15 protein-coding genes are annotated in these 18655 nt (G+C 68.3%); 3 read left to right on the forward strand and 12 right to left on the reverse strand.

The features are described from left to right. The first annotated feature begins 94 nt into the window (after window positions 1-94). Window positions 95-1858 carry a DUF3300 domain-containing protein gene (locus MEU52_RS07425; protein WP_238120592.1) on the forward strand — a complete coding sequence of 588 codons (1764 nt, stop codon included), beginning with the start codon at window positions 95-97 and terminating at the stop codon, window positions 1856-1858. Between the two features lie 118 nt (window positions 1859-1976). On the opposite strand, the gene MEU52_RS07430 is transcribed toward MEU52_RS07425, so the two are convergent. Next, a complete protein-coding gene (locus MEU52_RS07430; protein WP_238120591.1) occupies window positions 1977-2339 on the reverse strand; it encodes a tRNA-binding protein in 363 nt (120 codons plus the stop codon). 161 nt (window positions 2340-2500) lie between these two features. On the opposite strand from MEU52_RS07430, the gene MEU52_RS07435 reads away from it, so the two are divergent. Then, a complete protein-coding gene (locus MEU52_RS07435; protein ID WP_238120590.1) occupies window positions 2501-4381 on the forward strand; it encodes an ABC-F family ATP-binding cassette domain-containing protein in 1881 nt (626 codons plus the stop codon). An 18-nt stretch (window positions 4382-4399) separates the two neighbouring features. Here the strand turns inward: MEU52_RS07435 and MEU52_RS07440 are convergent, their stop codons facing one another. The 11 genes from MEU52_RS07440 to MEU52_RS07490 all read right to left on the reverse strand — a co-directional run bounded on the left by MEU52_RS07440 (window position 4400) and on the right by MEU52_RS07490 (window position 17658). Next, window positions 4400-5293, reverse strand: coding sequence for a LysR family transcriptional regulator (locus tag MEU52_RS07440; RefSeq protein WP_238120589.1), 894 nt, complete (start codon window positions 5291-5293; stop codon window positions 4400-4402). Window positions 5294-5306: 13 nt separating this feature from the next. After that, window positions 5307-6386, reverse strand: coding sequence for a YeiH family protein (locus MEU52_RS07445; protein ID WP_238120588.1), 1080 nt, complete (start codon window positions 6384-6386; stop codon window positions 5307-5309). A 119-nt stretch (window positions 6387-6505) separates the two neighbouring features. Then, window positions 6506-7093 carry a nucleoside deaminase gene (locus MEU52_RS07450; RefSeq protein ID WP_238120587.1) on the reverse strand — a complete coding sequence of 196 codons (588 nt, stop codon included), beginning with the start codon at window positions 7091-7093 and terminating at the stop codon, window positions 6506-6508. A gap of 153 nt (window positions 7094-7246) precedes the next feature. Beyond that, entirely contained in the window at window positions 7247-7669 is a 423-nt protein-coding gene (locus MEU52_RS07455) for a F0F1 ATP synthase subunit epsilon (protein WP_238120586.1), read from the reverse strand. A 274-nt stretch (window positions 7670-7943) separates the two neighbouring features. Then, window positions 7944-9380, reverse strand: a complete 1437-nt coding sequence (atpD, locus tag MEU52_RS07460) for a F0F1 ATP synthase subunit beta (RefSeq protein ID WP_238120585.1) — start codon at window positions 9378-9380, stop codon at window positions 7944-7946. A 31-nt stretch (window positions 9381-9411) separates the two neighbouring features. Continuing rightward, a complete protein-coding gene (locus MEU52_RS07465; protein ID WP_238120584.1) occupies window positions 9412-10287 on the reverse strand; it encodes a F0F1 ATP synthase subunit gamma in 876 nt (291 codons plus the stop codon). Window positions 10288-10326: 39 nt separating this feature from the next. Beyond that, a complete protein-coding gene (atpA, locus tag MEU52_RS07470) occupies window positions 10327-11859 on the reverse strand; it encodes a F0F1 ATP synthase subunit alpha (RefSeq protein ID WP_238120583.1) in 1533 nt (510 codons plus the stop codon). Further along, the gene (locus tag MEU52_RS07475) at window positions 11859-12389 is read right to left on the reverse strand and encodes a F0F1 ATP synthase subunit delta (RefSeq protein WP_273546124.1); all 531 of its coding nucleotides are present in this window, start codon (window positions 12387-12389) and stop codon (window positions 11859-11861) included. The genes atpA and MEU52_RS07475 overlap by 1 nt, the downstream gene beginning before the upstream one ends. Window positions 12390-12894: 505 nt before the next feature. Next, window positions 12895-14244, reverse strand: coding sequence for a S41 family peptidase (locus MEU52_RS07480; protein WP_238120896.1), 1350 nt, complete (start codon window positions 14242-14244; stop codon window positions 12895-12897). Continuing rightward, the gene (locus MEU52_RS07485) at window positions 14241-15635 is read right to left on the reverse strand and encodes a murein hydrolase activator EnvC family protein (protein ID WP_238120581.1); all 1395 of its coding nucleotides are present in this window, start codon (window positions 15633-15635) and stop codon (window positions 14241-14243) included. Before MEU52_RS07485 ends, MEU52_RS07480 begins: the two co-directional genes overlap by 4 nt. Before the next feature lie 151 nt (window positions 15636-15786). Next, window positions 15787-17658, reverse strand: a complete 1872-nt coding sequence (locus MEU52_RS07490) for a M3 family oligoendopeptidase (protein WP_238120580.1) — start codon at window positions 17656-17658, stop codon at window positions 15787-15789. 187 nt (window positions 17659-17845) lie between these two features. Between MEU52_RS07490 and MEU52_RS07495 the strand changes: the two genes are divergently transcribed. Next, window positions 17846-18565, forward strand: coding sequence for a response regulator (locus MEU52_RS07495; protein ID WP_238120579.1), 720 nt, complete (start codon window positions 17846-17848; stop codon window positions 18563-18565). Window positions 18566-18655 lie beyond the last annotated feature (90 nt).

Genomic DNA, 18655 nt, shown 5'->3' on the forward strand with positions numbered 1-18655 from the left:
GCCGTGGCGGACCGGCTGTGTCTTGATCTATCTCCTTGCGACACGGCGCGAATTGGCCTTGAATTCACAATCATCGGGTAACCAGGAGACAGGGATGGTGCCCACCCATCAAGACCAGAGTCAGCGCTCGCGCCTGCGGATGAATTCATCCGCATGGGCCAGCACATGGTCGCGCATCGCCATTGCCGCGGTGTTCGGCTGGTCGACCAGCATGCTGCCCGCGCTGGCGCAGACTCCGCCGGCCGGCGAATCCACCCAGCCGCAGGCCATCGCGCCGACCACGCCGGCGGAAGTTGCGCCCCAGGTTGCGCCTGAGGCCGTCCCGCCGGCCGTGGCGCAGGATGCGCCGGCGCCGCAGGTGGTGCCGCCCGCGGCCCAGCCCACGCCGCTGCCCACCGCCCCGGCGGCCGCGGCCGCGGCCGCGGCACAATCCGCAGCGCCGCAGCTCTATTCGATGTCCGACCTCGAATATCTGCTGTCGCCCATCGCCCTCTATCCCGATCCGCTGCTGGCCATCCTGTTCCCGGCCACGGCCTTCCCCGACCAGCTGGTGGCCGCCAATCAATGGATCGAGGCCAACCCGCAGCCGGTGAAGGACAACAATTTCACCGCCGTGGATGCCATGAGCTGGGATCCCTCGGTGAAGGCGCTGGTGCGCTTTCCCGAGGTGGTGACCATGCTCAACAGCCACATGGAGTGGGCGGAATCCCTCGGCTACGCCTTCGTCAACCAGCCGCAGGACGTGTCCACCACCATCCAGCTGCTGCGCGCCCAGGCGCAGAAGGTCGGCAACCTCAAGACCACGCCGCAGCAGGTGGTGACCACCCGCCAGGACAACGGGCGCGACACCATCTATATCGCGCCGGCCAATCCGGAGCGGATCTACGTTCCCACCTATGACAGCTCGTCGGTGTTCACCACCTTCGCCACCGGCGCCCTCGCCTTTGGCGCCGGTGTGCTGGTGGGCTCGGCGTGGAACAACAATTGGGGCTGGAACAACCGCGGCTGGAACAGCGTGTGGGTGCGGCCGCCCGGCTGGCGGGCGCCGCCCTATTGGCGGCCCGGCGCGCCGCCTCCGGCCTGGGGTCCCGGTCCCTGGCGGCCCGGCCCGCGCCCGCCGGGCCCGGGTGTCGGCCCACGTCCGCCCGGCGGACCCGGTGTCGGCCCACGTCCGCCCATGCCCGGCCGTCCCGGCGGACCCGGCGGCATCAATCGTCCCGGTGGACCGGGCGGCCCCGGTGGCCCCGGTGGCATCAACCGTCCCGGTGGTCCGGGCGGCCCGGGTGGCCCCGGTGGCATCAACCGTCCCGGTGGTCCAGGCGGCCCGGGTGGCCTCGGTGGCATCAACCGTCCCGGTGGTCCGGGTGGCCCGGGTGGCCCCGGTGGCATCAACCGTCCCGGTGGTCCGGGTGGGCCTGGCGGCATCAACCGTCCCGGTGGTCCGGGTGGGCCAGGTGGCCCCGGCGGCGTCAACCGTCCCGGTGGTCCGGGTGGGCCAGGTGGCCCCGGCGGCGTCAACCGTCCCGGCGGTCCGGGTGGGCCTGCGGGCATCAATCGGCCTAGTGGTCCCGGCGGTCCTGGCGGCGCGGGCAATCGGCCCAATGCCGGCCCCAACCAGCAGCGGCCCAATGCCAACCGGCCTAATGCCCAGCGCCCCAATGCGCAGAGGCCCCAGCAGAATGCCCGGCCCCAGCAGCGGCCGCAGAATGCGCGGCCTCAGCAGCGGGCGCGGCCGCAGCAGAACGCCCGGCCACAGCAACGGGCCCGGCCACAGCAGCGCGCACGCCCGCAACAACGGGCGCGGCCGCAGCAGCATCGCGCCCGGCCTCAGGGCGGCGCCCATCGGCCTCATCGCTGAGGCCTGCTACGGTCGCGTGTGATCGACATGACCGGCCCGGCGCAGGACCCTGCGCCGGGCCGAACCTTTTTTCGGAAGATGCAAATGCCGGAACCCAGCCCGACCGGCCCCGATGCGCTCAGAACAGGCGGGCGCCGTTGGGCACCGGCTGGCCCGGCGTCACCAGCACCACGGCGCCCTCGGCATCGGGAAAGCCCAGGGTCAGCACCTGCGACATGAACGGCCCGATCTGACGCGGCGGAAAATTCACCACGGCCGCCACCTGCCGCCCCACCAGCTGCTCAAGCGTGTAATGCACGGTGATCTGCGCCGACGAGCGCTTGAGGCCGATCTCCGGACCGAAATCGATGGTGAGCTTGAAGGCGGGCTTGCGCGCTTTCGGGAACGGCTCCGCCGCCACGATGGTGCCGACGCGGATATCCACCTTCAGGAACTCATCAAAGGAAATGGTTTCAGCGCCCCCATCCGTCTGCCCGCTCACGACCCGCCTCCCGCACCGCTCAAGGATACCGGGCTCACACCCGGACACCCCAGCATAGGCAGGACGAGCGCGAGCGGCACCCCTCCCCCGCCGCCGCCCCTGGCCCGGGCCCGTCCGCCGCCCCTTGCCCTGCTCCCGCGCGCCTGCGAAAAGGCGGCACCATGATCGTTCTCGACGATATTTCCCTGCGCCTCGCCGGCCGCCTGCTCCTCGACCACGCCTCGGTGGCGCTGCCGGAGAATGCCCGGGTGGGCGTGGTGGGGCGCAACGGCGCCGGCAAGACCACTTTGTTCAAGGCCCTGGTGGGCGAATTGGAGCTGGAGAGCGGCGCCGTCCGCCTGCCGAGCCGCACCCGCATCGGCCGCGTGGCGCAGGAGGCCCCCGCCGGCCCCGACAGCCTCATCGAGCGGGTGCTGGCCGCCGATACGGAGCGCGCCGCGCTGCTCCATGAGCGCGAGACCTCCGCCGACCCCATGCGCATGGGCGAGATCGAGGCGCGGCTCATCGACATCGATGCCCATTCGGCCCCGGCCCGCGCCGCCACCATTCTCGCCGGCCTCGGCTTCGACGAGAGCGCCCAGGCCCGCCCGTGCTCCGAATTCTCCGGCGGCTGGCGCATGCGCGTCGCCCTCGCCGCCCTGCTGTTCACCGAGCCGGACCTGTTGCTGCTGGACGAGCCCACCAACTATCTCGACCTCGAAGGCACCCTTTGGCTGCAGGATTACCTCGCCCATTACCCGCGCACGGTCATCCTCATCAGCCACGATCGTGACCTGCTCGATGAATCGGTGGACCACATCCTCCACCTCTCCGGCCAGAAGCTGACCCTCTACAAGGGCGGCTTCAGCTCGTTCGACCGCCAGCGGCGGGAACGGCTGCTGCTGGACCAGAAGGCGCGCAAGAAGCAGGAGACCCAGCGCGCCCACATGGAAGCCTTCGTGGCCCGCTTCCGCGCCAAGGCCACCAAGGCCAAGCAGGCCCAATCCCGCCTCAAGGCCCTGGCCCGCATGGAGCCCCTGGCCGCCCAGGTGAGCGAGGATGCGGCGGCCATCTCCATCCGCCATCCCGACCGCCTGCTCTCGCCCCCCATCCTGGTGCTAGACAAGGTGGCGGTGGGCTATGTGCCCGGCAAGCCGATCCTGCGCGGGCTCGATCTGCGCATCGACGAGGACGACCGCATCGCTTTGCTCGGGCCCAACGGCAACGGCAAATCCACCTTCGCCAAGCTGCTCGCCGGCCGACTTTCCCCGGAAAGCGGGCAATTGGTGCGCGCCGACAAGCTGGAGGTGGCCTATCTCGCCCAGCATCAGCTCGACGAGCTGGTGCCCGGCGACAGCCCGGCCCAGCATGTGCGCCGCCTGATGCCCGACGCGCCGGAAGCCAGGGTGCGCGCCCGCGCCGCCGAGATGGGCTTTTCCGGCGGGGCCGCCGACACCAAGGTCTCCGCCCTCTCGGGTGGCGAGAAGGCCCGGCTGCTGCTGGGCCTCGCCACCTTCCACGGGCCGCATTTGCTCATTCTCGACGAGCCCACCAACCATTTGGACATCGAGGCCCGCGCCGCCCTCATCGAGGCGCTGAATGATTTCCCCGGCGCGGTCATCCTCATTTCCCATGACCGGCATCTGCTGGAAGCCTGCGCCGAGCGGCTGTGGCGGGTCTCCGGCGGCACGGTGAAGGCCTATGAGGGTGATCTCGACCAGTATCGCCGCGAGGTGCTGAGCCGCGCCGATGGCGACCGCATGACCGCCGATGGCCGCAAGGACAAGGCGGACACCAAGGCCGCCCCCGCCGCCGAGCCGCGAAAGCGCATCGCCACCGGCCCGCTCAAGAAGCGCATCCGCGAACTGGAAAGCCAGGTGGAGAAGCTGGAGAAGGAAATCGCCAGCCTCGACGCCAAGCTGGCCGACCCCGCTTTGCACGCCAAGGCGCCGCTCGATGCCGCCCGCTTCGCCCAGGCCCGCGCCACCGCCGCCGACACCCTGGCCCAGGCGGAAGAAGAATGGCTCACCGTCAGCTCCGAACTGGAGGCCGCCGGGGGGTGAGCCCTGGCGCCGGCGGGCTCAGCGCGTCGGGCCAGGGCCGCGGGCCAGCTCCAGAAAGGCGGCCGCCGCGCGCGAATGGTAGCGGTCGGCGTGGCGCAGGGCATAAAAGCGCCGCGGCGGCAGGCTGAGGGGCAGACGCACCAGCCGGCCCGCCACCAGCCCGGCCTCAGCCACCAGATCGGAGATCACGGTGGCCCCCGCCCCGGCGATGACGGCGCTGAGCACCGCCTCGTTGGAGGGCAATTCAAACGCCACCTTCAGCGCCGCCGGATCGAGCCCGTGGGCCGCCAGCGCGCTCTCGAACACCTGCCGGGTGCCCGAGCCCGATTCGCGCAGCACGAAGGTGAGATCCAGCAGTTCCTCGGGCGCGATCTCGCGCCGCTCCCGCCAGGGGTGACTGGCCGGCGCCACCAGCACCAGGCGATCTCCGGGGATGGGGCTGCGGGCCAGCAGCGCCTCCTGCACCTCCCCTTCCACGAAGCCGAGGTCCGCCTCTCCGGCACGCACCGCCGCCGCCACCTGGGTGGTGTTGCCGATGGCCACGGAGACCGCGATCTCGGGATAACGCAGATGAAAGCGGTGCAGCGCCGGCCCCAGCCAGTAATTGGCGATGGTCTGGCTGGCCTGCAGCGCCAGCCGGCCGCGCTTGAGCCCGGTCAGATCCGCCAGAACCGTCTCGGCCAGTTCCACCCGCGCCAGGATGGCCTGTGCTTCCGGCAGGAAGCCCGCGCCCGCCTCGGTGAGGGCGATGCGACGGCCCACCCGATGGAACAATTGAACGCCGCAGGCCGCCTCCAGCGCCGCAACCGAGGCGCTGACCGCCGATTGCGTCATATGGAGGTGTTCTGCGGCGCGCGTCATGTGCAGGTGTTCGGCCACCATGGCGAACACCCGAAGCTGCTCCAGCGTCATCGGTCCTGCAAGGTCAGGTCATGAAGGTGGAGATCAGGATAAAGCTCAGGGCGGAGATGAAAAGCCAGGCCGCGGCACCGAGCAGCAGCGGGCGCAGCCCCTTCATGCGCAGCTTGCGAATATCCGTCTCCAGCCCCATGGCGCCCAGAGCGACCGCCAGCAGGAAGGTGGTGAGGGTCACCAGATGGGTGCGCAGTTCTTCCGGCACCACGCCGGCGCTGTTCACCATGACCATGGCCACGAAGCCGAACACGAACCAGGGCAGCGGCGGACGGGCGTGATTCGGGTTCTTGTCTTCCCGCGCCCGCCACATGGCGGCGGCGCCGAGACCGATCACCAGCGGCGCCAGCAGCATCACCCGCGAGAGCTTGGCCACGGTGCCGAACTCGCCCGCCTGCTGGCCGCCCTGGAACGCCGCCGCCACCACCTGCGCCACTTCATGGATGGACGATCCGGTCCACAGGCCATAGGCGTGGGCGTCGAAACCGGTATAGGGCAGCAGCACCGGCGCCAGCAGCATGGAGAGCGAGCCGAACACGGTGACGCACGCCACCGCATAGGCCACATCCTCATCGGAACCGCGGGTCACCGTATTGGTGGCGATCACCGCCGAGGCGCCGCAGATGGCGGTGCCCGCCGCGATCAGCTCCGACAATTGGCGATCGACCCCGATCAGCCGGCCGAACCAGCGGGTGGTGAAGAAGGTGGCGGCCAGGGTGAAGGCAACGATGGAGAAGCCCACCAGCCCCACGGTGCGCACCTGGGCGAAGGTGAGCTGCAGGCCCAGCAGCACGATGGCAAAGCGCAGGATGCGCCGAAGGCCGAACTTGACGCCCGGAATGGCCGCCTTCGGCGTCCCCACCAGATTGTGGTAGGCCATGCCGATGATGATGGCGAGAACCAGGGGGCTGACGAGGCCCATGCCGGGAATGAGCCGCAAGGCATAGGCCGCCGCCGCAATCAGCACCGTGAGCGCGATGCCCGGCAACAGCGCGCCGACCGCCCCCGCAGGCACCCACCCCCTGGGCCCTGGGGCCGGAACGGTGGGGGGCGGCGCAGCGGCCGGAACCTCGGCCGCAGGGATGTCGGACATGACGAAACTCCTCGATGAACCGCCGGCACCTTCGGCCTCCATCGATCATTTCGCCATCACGTTATTTTTCTACATTCAATCAATTTTTTCGATTGATTGCCCGCCCCGGCCCCGGGCCGCTACGGCTTCTTCTGATCGAACAGCGCAAGCGCTTCCCCTGAGAGCACACCGCCGGTGAGCTCGACCCGTGCGAACGGCGTCTCTTCCGCCACCTGTTTCGCGGAAATGGTGATCTGGCCGATGCGGGCCGCAAGCTCCTCCACGTTGGCCGCGAACACCACCCGCGAGATGCCACACCAGACGATCGCCCCCATGCACATGGCGCACGGTTCACCCGAGGTATAGAGCGTGGTGCCCTTGAGCTCGTCCGGCGGGCGCACGGCGAGGAACCGGCGGATCGCCACCATCTCTCCATGGGCCGTCGGATCCGCCAGCCGGCGCCCGAGGTTCATGCCGCGGGCCAGCACATCCCCGCCCCGGGTGATGACCGCGCCGAAGGGATAATCCGCCGCCTTGGCGAGCGCGATGGCTTCGCGCATGAAGGCCTCGTCCTCGGGGCGGGCCGGCACCTCCACCGCCTCGGCCCGTGTTTCCAGCGGGAACAGGCTCAGCACGCCCGCGCCGCCGATCCCGGCCACGAGGCCCGCCAGAACCGCGCGCCGCGACGGTCCTGCCCCCTTCGACAATGGCTGCTGCTCCTCGCCCATCTCGCTGCCTCCCCTATGCCGGTGTCCCACGACATCACGCCCGGCACGGGCGCACAAGCGGGAGATCCCGGCCGCCTCGCAGCGGACCGTCGCGAAACGCAAAAGGCCGGGCGTTGCCGCCCGGCCTTTGACGCAGAAATCAGCAAGAGATGCTCAGTGCTTGGTGACCGGCGCGAAGCCGCGCTCCAGCGCATCCGCAACCTGTTCCAGGTCAGCCAACTGCCGCGCGGCCCGCTGGCGGATCTCGTCGGACGTGGCGTCGCTCAGGTCTTCCCTGGCATCCTGGATCTGCTGGCGGAGCGTCGCGAGGTCGAGTTCCTCCACCGGCTTGGCCTCCTCGGCCAGCACGGTCAGGCCCGCCGGGTTCACCTCGGCAAAGCCGCCGCGGACGAAGAAACGCCGCAGCTCACCGCCGGTCTTGATGGTGAGAATGCCCGGCTTCAGCATGCCGATGAAGGGGGCATGCCCCGCCAGCACGCCGAATTCGCCTTCGGCGCCGGGCACGATCACCTCGGTCACCGCCCCGGAGAACACCAGCCGCTCCGGCGAAACCAGCTCGAAAGGTAAGGTCGCCATGTTCTTGTCTCCGGCTCCTTGATCACCGTGCCATCGCGGTCCGGTGCGCCGCTCGGCATCCGCGCCAGCCCGTGGGACCGACAGGCGCATGCCTTTCAAAACTGTCCGGCTCCAACCTGCCACGGACATCCCGCACCTGCCCTGAAGCACAGTGCCGGGCGCCGCATCAGGTCCGCCTGAACCTCATGAGCACGGGCGGCCGCAGCTCCGGCCACCCGTCATGTCGCAGCTGGAAGGGACCAGCGTTCCGCGCGCGGCCGGAACCGCGCCGCGATCACGCCGCCTCGGCGGCCAGCTTCTTGCCCTTCTCGATGGCTTCTTCGATGTTGCCCACCATGTAGAAGGCCTGCTCGGGCAGGTAGTCGTACTTGCCTTCCACCAGGCCCTTGAAGCCCTTGATGGTGTCGGCGAGGTCGACCAGCTTGCCGGGCGACCCGGTGAACACCTCGGCCACGTGGAACGGCTGGCTGAGGAAGCGCTCGATCTTGCGGGCGCGGGCCACGGTGAGCTTGTCCTCTTCCGAGAGCTCATCCATGCCCAGGATCGCGATGATGTCCTGGAGCGCCTTGTAGCGCTGCAGGGTCTGCTGCACCTGACGCGCGGTGTTGTAGTGCTCCTCGCCGAGGATAGCGGGGGACAGCATGCGCGAGGTGGAGTCCAGCGGATCCACCGCCGGGTAGATGCCCTTTTCCGCGATGGAGCGCGACAGCACGGTGGTCGCGTCCAGATGGGCGAAGGAGGTGGCGGGCGCCGGGTCGGTCAGATCGTCGGCCGGCACGTAGATGGCCTGCACTGAGGTGATCGAACCCTTGGTGGTGGTGGTGATGCGCTCCTGCAGGGCACCCATGTCGGTGGCCAGCGTCGGCTGATAGCCCACCGCCGAAGGAATGCGGCCCAGCAGAGCCGATACTTCCGAGCCGGCCTGGGTGAAGCGGAAGATGTTGTCCACGAAGAACAGCACGTCCTGGCCCTGGTCGCGGAAGTGCTCGGCGACGGTCAGGCCGGTGAGCGCGACGCGGGCGCGGGCGCCCGGAGGCTCGTTCATCTGGCCATACACAAGGGCGCACTTGGAGCCGACGGCCGAGCCGCCATTCTCCTTGGGGTCCTTGTTCACGTTGGACTCGATCATCTCGTGGTAAAGGTCGTTGCCCTCACGGGTGCGCTCACCCACGCCGGCGAACACGGAATAGCCGCCGTGCGCCTTCGCCACGTTGTTGATCAGCTCCATGATGAGCACGGTCTTGCCCACGCCGGCGCCGCCGAACAGGCCGACCTTGCCGCCCTTGGAATAAGGCGCCAGCAGATCCACCACCTTGATGCCGGTGACCAGGATCTCGGCCTCGGTGGCCTGCTCCGCATAGGAGGGGGCCGGCTGATGGATGCCGCGCACCGTCTCGTAGGAGATGGGGCCCACTTCGTCCACCGGCTCGCCGATCACGTTCATGATGCGGCCCAGGGTGCCATCGCCCACCGGCACCTGAATGGGCGCGCCGGCATCGGTGACGGCCTGCCCGCGCACGAGACCCTCGGTCGCGTCCATGGCGATGCACCGCACGGTGTTCTCGCCGAGGTGCTGAGCCACTTCCAGCACCAGGCGGTTGCCGTTGTTGGTGGTCTCCAGCGCGTTGAGGATTGCCGGCAGGTGATCGTCGAACTGCACGTCGACGACGGCGCCGATGATCTGGGTGATGCGTCCGACCTTGTTCGCCATTTGCGTCGTCCTTGTCTCTTCGCCCGCAGCCTCAGAGGGCCTCGGCGCCGGAAATGATCTCGATGAGTTCCTTCGTGATCATGGCCTGGCGGGTGCGGTTATAGGTGAGCGTCTGCTTCTTGATCATCTCGCCCGCATTGCGGGTGGCGTTGTCCATGGCGCTCATCTGCGCACCGTAGAAGGACGCCTGATTTTCGAGCAGCGCACGGAAGATCTGAACCGCGATATTGCGCGGCAGGAGGTCCGCGAGGATCTCCTCTTCCACTGGCTCGTATTCGTAGACCGGGCCGGCTTCCGCCTCGTCCCGCTCGGGGAAGGTGGCCGGAATGATCTGCGTGGCGGTGGGCACCTGCGCGATCACGCTCTTGAAGTTCGAATAGAACAGCGTGCACACGTCGAAGGAGCCGGCATAGAGCAGGTTCAGCACCTTGGTGGCGATGTCGTTCGCCTCCTTGAAGCCGATGTTCCGCACCGACCGCAGATCCACCACCTCGATGATGCGATCGGGGTAGATGCGACGCAGCTGCTCCGCGCCCTTGCGGCCGACGCACAGGATCTTCACATCCTTGCCTTCGGCGATCAGGAGCTGGGCCTTCTCACGCGCCAGACGCACAATGGAGCTGTTGAAGGCGCCGCACAGACCGCGCTCGCCCGTGCACACCAGCAGCAGATGGGTCTGGGTCTTGCCGGTGCCGGCCAGCAGCACCGGCGCCTGCGCATTGCCCACCAGGCCGCCTGCGAGGTTGCCCAGCACGGTTTCCATCCGCTCGGCATAAGGCCGCGCGGCTTCCGCCGCCATCTGGGCGCGACGCAGCTTCGCCGCGGCGACCATCTGCATCGCCTTGGTGATCTTCTGCGTCGCCTTCACCGAGGCGATACGGTTTCTTAGGTCCTTCAGACTCGCCATCGCGCCCGTCCGTCAGGTTCGAGGAACGACCAACGCCGCTCAGGCGAAGCTCTTGGCGAAGGCGTCGAGGGCCTTCGTCAGCTTCTCGGTGGTCTCCTTGGACAGTTCCTTGGAGGTGCGGATGGTGTCGAGGATCTCGGGGTTCTGCGAGCGCAGCGCCAGCAGCAGGCCGGCTTCGAACTCACGCACCTTGCTGACCGGCAGCGGATCCAGATAGCCGTTGATGCCGGCGAAGATCACCACCACCTGCTCCTCGACCTTGAGGGGCGCGAACTGGCTCTGCTTGAGCAGCTCGGTGAGGCGGGCGCCGCGGTTCAGCAGCTTCTGGGTGGAGGCGTCGAGGTCCGAGCCGAACTGCGCGAAGGCCGCCAGCTCGCGATACTGGGCAAGCTCGCCCTTGATCTTGCCGGCCACCTGTTTCATCGCCTTGATCTGGGCCGAGGAGCCCACGCGCGACACCGACAGGCCGACGTTCACCGCCGGGCGAATGCCCTGGTAGAACAGATCGCTCTCGAGGAAGATCTGACCGTCGGTGATGGAGATCACGTTGGTGGGGATGTAGGCCGACACGTCGTTGGCCTGGGTCTCGATGATCGGCAGAGCGGTCAGCGAGCCGGCGCCGTGCTCGTCATTGAGCTTGGCGGCGCGCTCCAGCAGGCGGGAGTGCAGGTAGAACACGTCGCCGGGATAGGCCTCGCGGCCCGGCGGGCGGCGCAGCAGCAGCGACATCTGACGATAGGCCACGGCCTGCTTGGACAGGTCATCGTGGATGATCAGGGCATGCATGCCATTGTCGCGGAAATACTCGCCCATGGCGGTGCCGGTGAACGGCGCCAGGAACTGCATGGGGGCCGCGTCGGAGGCGGTGGCCGCCACGATCACGGAGTATTCGAGGGCGCCCTGCTCTTCCAGCACCTTCACGAACTGGGCGACGGTGGAGCGCTTCTGACCCACCGCGACATACACGCAGTAGAGCTTCTGGCTCTCCGGGGCGTCGCCGGCGTTCAGCGGCTTCTGGTTGAGGATGGCGTCGAGGGCAACGGCGGTCTTGCCGGTCTGGCGGTCGCCGATGATCAGCTCGCGCTGGCCGCGGCCGATCGGGATCATCGCGTCGATGGCCTTGAGGCCGGTCTGCATGGGCTCATGCACGGACTTGCGCGGAATGATGCCGGGGGCCTTCACGTCGACGCGACGACGCTCGGTGTACTGGATGGGGCCCTTGCCGTCGATCGGGTTGCCGAGGGCGTCCACGACGCGACCGAGCAGGCCCTTGCCGACGGGGGCGTCGACGATGGCGCCGGTGCGCTTGACGGTCTGGCCTTCCTTGATCTCACGGTCGGAGCCGAAGATCACGATGCCGACGTTGTCGAGCTCGAGGTTCAGCGCCATGCCGCGGGTGCCGTTCTCGAACTCCACCATCTCGCCGGCCTGGACATTGTCGAGGCCGTAGACGCGGGCGATGCCGTCACCGACGGAGAGAACCTGTCCGACTTCGGACACTTCGGCTTCCTGACCGAAGTTCTGGATCTGCCCCTTGAGGATCGCGGAGATTTCAGCGGCTCGAATGTCCATCAGCGGACCTCTTTCATCGCATGCCGGATAGAGTTGAGTTTGGTCTTGAGCGACGCGTCGACCATGCGGGAGCCGAGCTTCACGATGAGACCACCGAGGATGGACGGGTCGACCGTCACATCGAGATTCACGTCCTTGCCGGTATTCTGGGCCAGGGTCTCCTTCAGCGTGGCGAGATGCTCGTCGCTGAGGGCGGACGCCACGGTCACCTGCGCCGTCACTTCGCCGCGCTTGGCGGCGACGAGGGCGGCAAAGTCCGCGATCATACCGGGGAGTGCGAACAGGCGGCGGTTCTTCGCCACCAGCCGCACGAAATTCGCGGCAAGGCCGGAAATCTCGGCCTTATCCAAAACTGCAGAAATCGCGGACAGCTGTTCGTCAGCGGTGAAGACAGGACTCTTCACCAGCCGCGCCAGATCCGCGCTCTCGGCGATGAGGGCCGACAGGCGATCGAGATCCGCTTTCACGGAATCAATGGCGCCGGCTTCATCCGCCAGTTCGAACAGCGCAGTCGCGTAGCGCCCCGCCATGCCTGACACGATCGTATCCGCCACCCGCACCTCTCTCGGATTTGCAGCCCGCCCCGCACCATTTGCGAAGCCAAGACCCAAACCCTTGATCTGTTGGGAATATTCTAGTGCGACCTCGCCAGCGGGCGAAACCCCACCCTCGAAATCCCGGGTTGCCTAACACAGGCCGATCAAGGCGGCAACATGACCGAAGGATGGCACCTAGGCCGCATTGCCGCACCGGGAGGTGCCGGGGCCCGCCCGGCATCGGCGACCGCGTTGCAAAATGCGACGCCGACGCAGGCCCGCCCGACCCTGATCCAACCCGGCCAAGCCCCGGGAAAGCCGCATGATTGCTGGAGGCAGGCCGGCGGAACCGCCATTCCGCCTTGCTGCGACGCAGGGGAAGGCGCCTCTTCTCCTGCCCGAAAACTGCGCAATACCGGATATGACAGCGCCCCCGCTGAAAGATTAAGCGGGGGCGCTGACCTGCATGAATTTTCGGCAGAGAAACCGGGGATAACCCTCAGTTGGCCTGCGTCGTCTTGCTGGGGGTGGCGGGGAAGGCGGCGTTCTTCACGGTGCCTTCCATCAGCTCCACCGCCAGCTTGAGCTGGGTGTCGTCCTTCGGGTCCGGCGGCACGTAGGACGGCGATCCGGACTGCTCGTCGGTGCCGTTCTTCAGATGCCCCTTCAGCGAGGCCTCGCCCCGGGTGGCATCGGCGGTGGCGCCGATCTTGGCCTTCATCTCGTCGGGCATGTCCTGCACGAGCACGATGTCCGGGTCGATGCCCTTGGCCTGAATGGAGCGGCCGGAGGGGGTGTAATAGCGCGCCGTGGTCAGCCGCAGGGCGCCGTTCTGCCCCAGGGGAATGATGGTCTGCACCGACCCCTTGCCGAACGAGCGCGAGCCCAGCACCGTGGCCCGCTTCTGATCCTGCAGCGCACCGGCGACGATCTCCGACGCCGAGGCCGAGCCGCCATTGACCAGCACAATCACCGGCTTGCCCTTGGCGAGGTCACCGGCGCGGGCGTTGAAGCGCTGCGTCTCCTCCGGGTTGCGGCCGCGGGTGGAAACGATCTCGCCCCGGTCGAGGAACGCATCGGACACGGCAATCGCCTGATCCAGCAGACCGCCGGGATTGTTCCGCAGATCGATGATGTAGCCCTTGAGCTTATCCGGACCGATCTCGGCGGTGAGGTCGTCGATGGCCTTCTTCAGGCTGTCATAGGTCTGCTCGTTGAAGGAGTTGATTCGGATGTAGGCGATGTCGCCGCCTTCCACCCGCGAGCGCACCACCTTGATCTTGATGGTGTCGCGCACGACCTTCACGTCGATGGGCTTGTCGGCGCCCTTGCGCACCAGGGTGAGGGTGATGGGCGTGCCCACGGCGCCGCGCATCTTGTCCACCGCTTCGTTCAGGGTCATGCCCTGAACCTGGTCGCCGTTGAGCTTGGTGATGAGGTCGCCGGCCAGCACGCCGGCCTTGGCGGCGGGGGTGTCCTCCATGGGAGCCACCACCTTCACCAGGCCGTCCTCCATGGTCACCTCGATGCCGAGGCCGCCGAACTCGCCCTTGGTCTGCACCTGCATGTCGCGGTGATTCTTCGCGTCCATGTAGGAGGAATGGGGATCAAGCGACTGCAGCATGCCGTTGATGGCCGACTCGATCAGCTTCGAATCCTCGGGCTTCTCGACATAGTCGGAGCGCACACGCTCGAACACGTCTCCGAAGAGATTGAGCTGGCGATAGGTGTCCGAAGCCGCCGCCTCGGCCGCCGTGCCGATGAGCAGCATGCGCGGCTGCACAGCGGCCACCGCCACCAGGGCGCCCGCGGCCACGCCGACGAGAAAAAGTGATGTCCGACGCATTATCCGCGCACCTTCCGACTGTCCGTTGCCGCCCACCAGGGGGCGGGATCGATGGAGACTCCGTCCTTGCGGAACTCAACATACAATTGGGGCTGTCCCGAGGCTGTGCCAAGAGGCGAACCACGGGACAAACCGGGCGACGCCGGCGCACTGCCTTCAAGCCCGCGCGAGCTGCCGGCCAGCCGGGGCAAGCCCCCCATCACCGCCACCGGCTCGCCCGCCAGCACGAACTGGCCGAGGTCCACGGTGATCTTCTCCATCCCCGCCATCAAGATATGGTATCCGCCGCCGGCGTTGATGATCAAGAGTTGGCCATAGCTGCGAAACGGCCCCGCATAGACGACCCAGCCATCGGCCGGCGCGCTCACCGGCGCGCCCGCGCGGGTGGCGATGGTCAGCCCCTTGGTGCTGCCGCCCACGTCGTCGCCCACGCCGAATCCGCGCAGTGGCACCCCCGCCACCGGAAGCGGCAGCAAGCCCTTGGCCTGGTCGAACGCCACCGCCGGCGCGATGCGGGCGGGGTTCTTGAGGGCCTCCAGATCCGGCTTGGCCGCGGCCTGCGCGGCGCTGGCGGCGCCGGCCGCATCGGCGGCACGGGCCGCCGGGCCCACTTCGGTCTCCAGACGGGTCACGAGATCGTGCACATCGCCGCTGCTCTTGGCCACCTGGTCAGCCTCGGCCTTCTCCGCCGGGGCCAGCGGCTGCTCTTCCGCGCGCCGCCGCTGGCGCTCGCCCACCAAAGCGGACAGCCGCTTCTGATCCTGATCCAGCGCCGGCCGCAGCTGGCCGAGCCGCGTGCGCGCATCGTTCAGCTCACCACGCACCCGCACCAGTTCCGACAGGTCGGCGGCCAGGGTCTCCGCCTCCACCCTGAGCTCAGGCAGAAGAGCACCCAACAGAATGGCCGAGCGAACCGCGTCGAGCGCGTCATCCGGGCGCATCAGCAGCGCCGGCGGCGGCTCCCGCCCCATGCGCAGCAGCGCCGCCAGAACCTCCGCCAGCACATCCCGCCGCTTGGCGAGGGAGCTGGTGAGCTCGACCGCGCTGCGGTCCAAGTCGCCGATCCGAGCCTCGACGTCGATCAGCTGCTGTTCCACCGCCCGTGATCGCCCTGCGGTCTCCACCAGCAGCGCGTTGAGCTTCGCGCGATCCCCCTTGGCCGCCTCCAACTCCGCAGCGAGCTTTTTCTGGAAGGCTTCCGCCCCGCTCACGTCGGCCTTCAGCGCCTCGGTATCGAGCCCCGGATTGGCACCCTGGCGCACCGGCGAGGCCGGCGGCAGCGGCGCGGGCTTTCCGCCACCCCCGGCGCCGTTCGGCTGCGCATGCGCCGACACGGCCGCGCCGGACAGACCGAGCAGCAGGGCGCACAGGAGCAGGCCGGATCGCAGCATCATGAACCAAGGCTTAAGGCGCCGGAGTTGAAGAGATGTAAAGGTTTGCCTTCAACCCGGCATTTTCCACGCCCCCGCGTGGCCCCGCGCGCGGGGCCACGCGGGGTTTGCAAGTGGCAGCGCGGGCCCGGCGGCGCGGGCCGGGCCATTCGGCTCACGCGGTGGCTTCCATGCCCTCCAGCTCGGTGATCATGCCGTCGATGAGCGTCAGGCCGGTCTGCCAGAAGGCCGGGTTGCGGGCATCGAGGCCGAACGGCGCCAGCAGCTCGGAATGGTGCTTGGTGCCGCCGGCGGAGAGCATCTCCAGATAGCGCTCGGCGAACCCGGCCTGCGCGTTCTCGTAGACCGCATAGAGCGAGTTCACCAGGCAATCGCCGAACGAGTAGGCGTACACATAGAAGGGCGAATGGATGAAGTGGGGGATATAGGCCCAGAAGGTCTCATAGCCCGCGCCCAGATTGATGCCCGGGCCGAGGCTTTCGGTCTGCACCTTCATCCAAAGCTCGCCGATCACCTCGGAGGTGAGCTCGCCCTTGCGCCGCTCGGTATGGACCAGGCGCTCGAACGTATAGAAGGCCGTCTGGCGCACCACCGTGTTGATCATGTCCTCCACCTTCTGGGCGAGCATGATCTTGCGGGCCTCGGGAGTCTCGGCCTGGGCCAGCAGCCGGCGGAAGGTGAGCATCTCGCCGAACACCGAGGCGGTTTCCGCCAGGGTCAACGGGGTCGGCGCCATCAGCGCGCCCTGGCGGGCGGCCAGCACCTGGTGCACGCCGTGCCCCAGCTCATGGGCCAGCGTCATCACGTCCCGCGGCTTGCCCTGATAGTTGAGCAGCACGAACGGATGGGCCGAGGGCACCGTGGGGTGGGCGAAAGCGCCCGGCGACTTGCCGGGACGGGTGGGCGCGTCGATCCAGGACTTGTCGAAAAAGGTGCCGGCGATCTCCGCCATCTTCGGCGAGAAGGCACCATAGGCGGAGAGCACCGTGTCGCGGGCCTCGGACCAGCCGATGTCGCGACTTTCCACCTTGGGCAGCGGCGCGTTGCGGTCCCAGAACTCCAGCCGGTCCTTGCCGAACCACCGCGCCTTCAAGGCGTAATAGCGGTGCGACAGGCGCGGATAGGCGGCGCGGATGGCCTCCACCATGGCATCCACCACTTCCTGCTCCACCCGGTTGGCCAGGTGGCGGGACGAGGCGACATCGGGGAAGCCACGCCAGCGGTCGGAGATCTCCTTGTCCTTGGCCAGGGTGTTGGTGATGAGGGTGAACAGGCGGATGTTCTTGCCCAGCGTCTCGGCGATGGCCTGGCCGGCGGCCTGGCGCACCTCGCCCTTGGAATCCTGCATCAGGTTCAAGGTGGGCTCGATGGCGAGCTCCTGGCCGTTCACCTGGAAGCGGAGCGAGGCGATGGTCTCGTCGAACAGCCGGCTCCAGGCGGAGCGGGCGGGGGTCGACTTCTCGTGGAACAATTGCTCGATCTTGTCATCGAGCTGGTAGGGCTTGTCCTTGCGCAGATCCTCGATCCACGGCCGGTAGTGGGCGAGCGCCGGCACCGCCATGGCCGCTTCCAGCGCCTTGTCGTCCAGCCGGTTCAGCTCCAGCGTGAAGAACAGCAGGTGGGTGGAAGCATCGGTGAGCCGCTCCTGGATATCGCCATAGAATTTGGCGCGGGCCGGATCGGAGGTATCGCCGGCATAGACGAGGCTGCCATAGGAGGCGATGCGGCCAATGAGGTCGTCCATCTCCTCATAGCGCCGCACCGCGGCGGCCAGCGCCGCGCCGGCTTCCTTGTCTGCCAGCAGCGTGGCGAGCTTGCCTTTGTAGGCGGTCTCGAAATCCTTCGCTTCCAGATCGGCGCGCAGAAGGTCAGCCTCCAGCTCCGGCGAATCCATGGCCGGGTAGAGGTCTGTCAGATTCCACTCGGGCAGGGCCTCGGCAGAAGCGACGGCGGCCGCGCCACGGGTCGCCGCGTGCGCCGCGGTGGCGGATGCGGGCTGATAGGCGGGGCGACGAAAAAAGAACATGCAACCTCCGGCAATCGGAACGGAGCCTCGTTGGGCGTCCTCATAGCTCGCCGGCCACGATCGCCTCAATGCCCCCGGCCCGCAAGCCCGCCGGCGCCGGGTCGACCGCGCACACGAATGCGTGACGCTCAGACTTGGTTAATCATCAGCGCCCAAGCTGGACCGGTTCGCACCACGCCGGAATCCCATGAAACCCTTGCTGTTGCTGGTTGAAGACGATGCGCTCGAAGCGTGCCGCCTCGAATCGGTGGTCACCCAACTGGGGTATGACTGCATCCACGCCTGTGATGGCGACGCCGCTCTGGCGCAGCTCGCGCGCACCCGGTTCGACGTGGTGCTGCTCGATCTGGTGCTGCCGGAACTCGATGGCATGGGCGTGCTCGGCGCCATGAAGGCCCGCGGCCTGACCGCGCCGGTGGTGATCGCCGTGCGCGCCGAGGGCATCGACGCCGCCCAATCCGCCCTGCGCGCCGGGGCCCGCGATTTCGTGGTGAAGCCGGCCGGCGCCTTGCGCCTGCAGGTGGCGCTGGCCAATGCGGCGGCCCTGGGCCGGGCGGAAGCGGCGCTGGCCGCCCGCGACAACATCATTCCCCTGGCCCCCCGCCTCGCCGCGGCGCCCGCCACCGGCGCGGCATGGGACGCGGCCGCCGCGGACCCCGCCGATGCGGATCCGCGCTGGACCGACGCCAGCGGCCACGTGCGCCCCCTGGAGGCGCTGGAGGAAGCGGCCATCCGCCTCGCCTGCAGCCGCTATGGCGGACGGCTCACCGAAGTGGCGCGCCGGCTCGGCATCGGCCGCTCCACCCTCTATCGCAAGCTGGCCCGGCTCGGCGACCTCGCCATCGACGACGACCTTTCGTTGGCCCCAGCGGAACGCGCCACGCCACAATTTGTTGCTGCAGAGTGACAATGGCCGACAAAGCCCGGCCCTGCTCGCGCTTGTGAATTGATCCGCGCGCACAGGGACGGCACCACACCAGACGGGGACGAGATCAGG

The organism is Xanthobacter sp. NM-25 (assembly GCF_022138605.1).
GTDB lineage: Bacteria > Pseudomonadota > Alphaproteobacteria > Rhizobiales > Xanthobacteraceae > Xanthobacter.

Coding starts and splice junctions, on each gene's coding strand:
- MEU52_RS07425 (WP_238120592.1), top strand. CDS start 95: ATGGTGCCCACCCATCAAGACCAGAGTCAGCGCTCGCGCCTGCGGATG.
- MEU52_RS07435 (WP_238120590.1), top strand. CDS start 2,501: ATGATCGTTCTCGACGATATTTCCCTGCGCCTCGCCGGCCGCCTGCTC.
- MEU52_RS07440 (WP_238120589.1), bottom strand. CDS start 5,293: ATGACGCTGGAGCAGCTTCGGGTGTTCGCCATGGTGGCCGAACACCTG.
- MEU52_RS07445 (WP_238120588.1), bottom strand. CDS start 6,386: ATGTCCGACATCCCTGCGGCCGAGGTTCCGGCCGCTGCGCCGCCCCCC.
- MEU52_RS07450 (WP_238120587.1), bottom strand. CDS start 7,093: ATGGGCGAGGAGCAGCAGCCATTGTCGAAGGGGGCAGGACCGTCGCGG.
- MEU52_RS07455 (WP_238120586.1), bottom strand. CDS start 7,669: ATGGCGACCTTACCTTTCGAGCTGGTTTCGCCGGAGCGGCTGGTGTTC.
- atpD (WP_238120585.1), bottom strand. CDS start 9,380: ATGGCGAACAAGGTCGGACGCATCACCCAGATCATCGGCGCCGTCGTC.
- MEU52_RS07465 (WP_238120584.1), bottom strand. CDS start 10,287: ATGGCGAGTCTGAAGGACCTAAGAAACCGTATCGCCTCGGTGAAGGCG.
- atpA (WP_238120583.1), bottom strand. CDS start 11,859: ATGGACATTCGAGCCGCTGAAATCTCCGCGATCCTCAAGGGGCAGATC.
- MEU52_RS07475 (WP_273546124.1), bottom strand. CDS start 12,389: ATGGCGGGGCGCTACGCGACTGCGCTGTTCGAACTGGCGGATGAAGCC.
- MEU52_RS07485 (WP_238120581.1), bottom strand. CDS start 15,635: ATGATGCTGCGATCCGGCCTGCTCCTGTGCGCCCTGCTGCTCGGTCTG.
- MEU52_RS07490 (WP_238120580.1), bottom strand. CDS start 17,658: ATGTTCTTTTTTCGTCGCCCCGCCTATCAGCCCGCATCCGCCACCGCG.
- MEU52_RS07495 (WP_238120579.1), top strand. CDS start 17,846: ATGAAACCCTTGCTGTTGCTGGTTGAAGACGATGCGCTCGAAGCGTGC.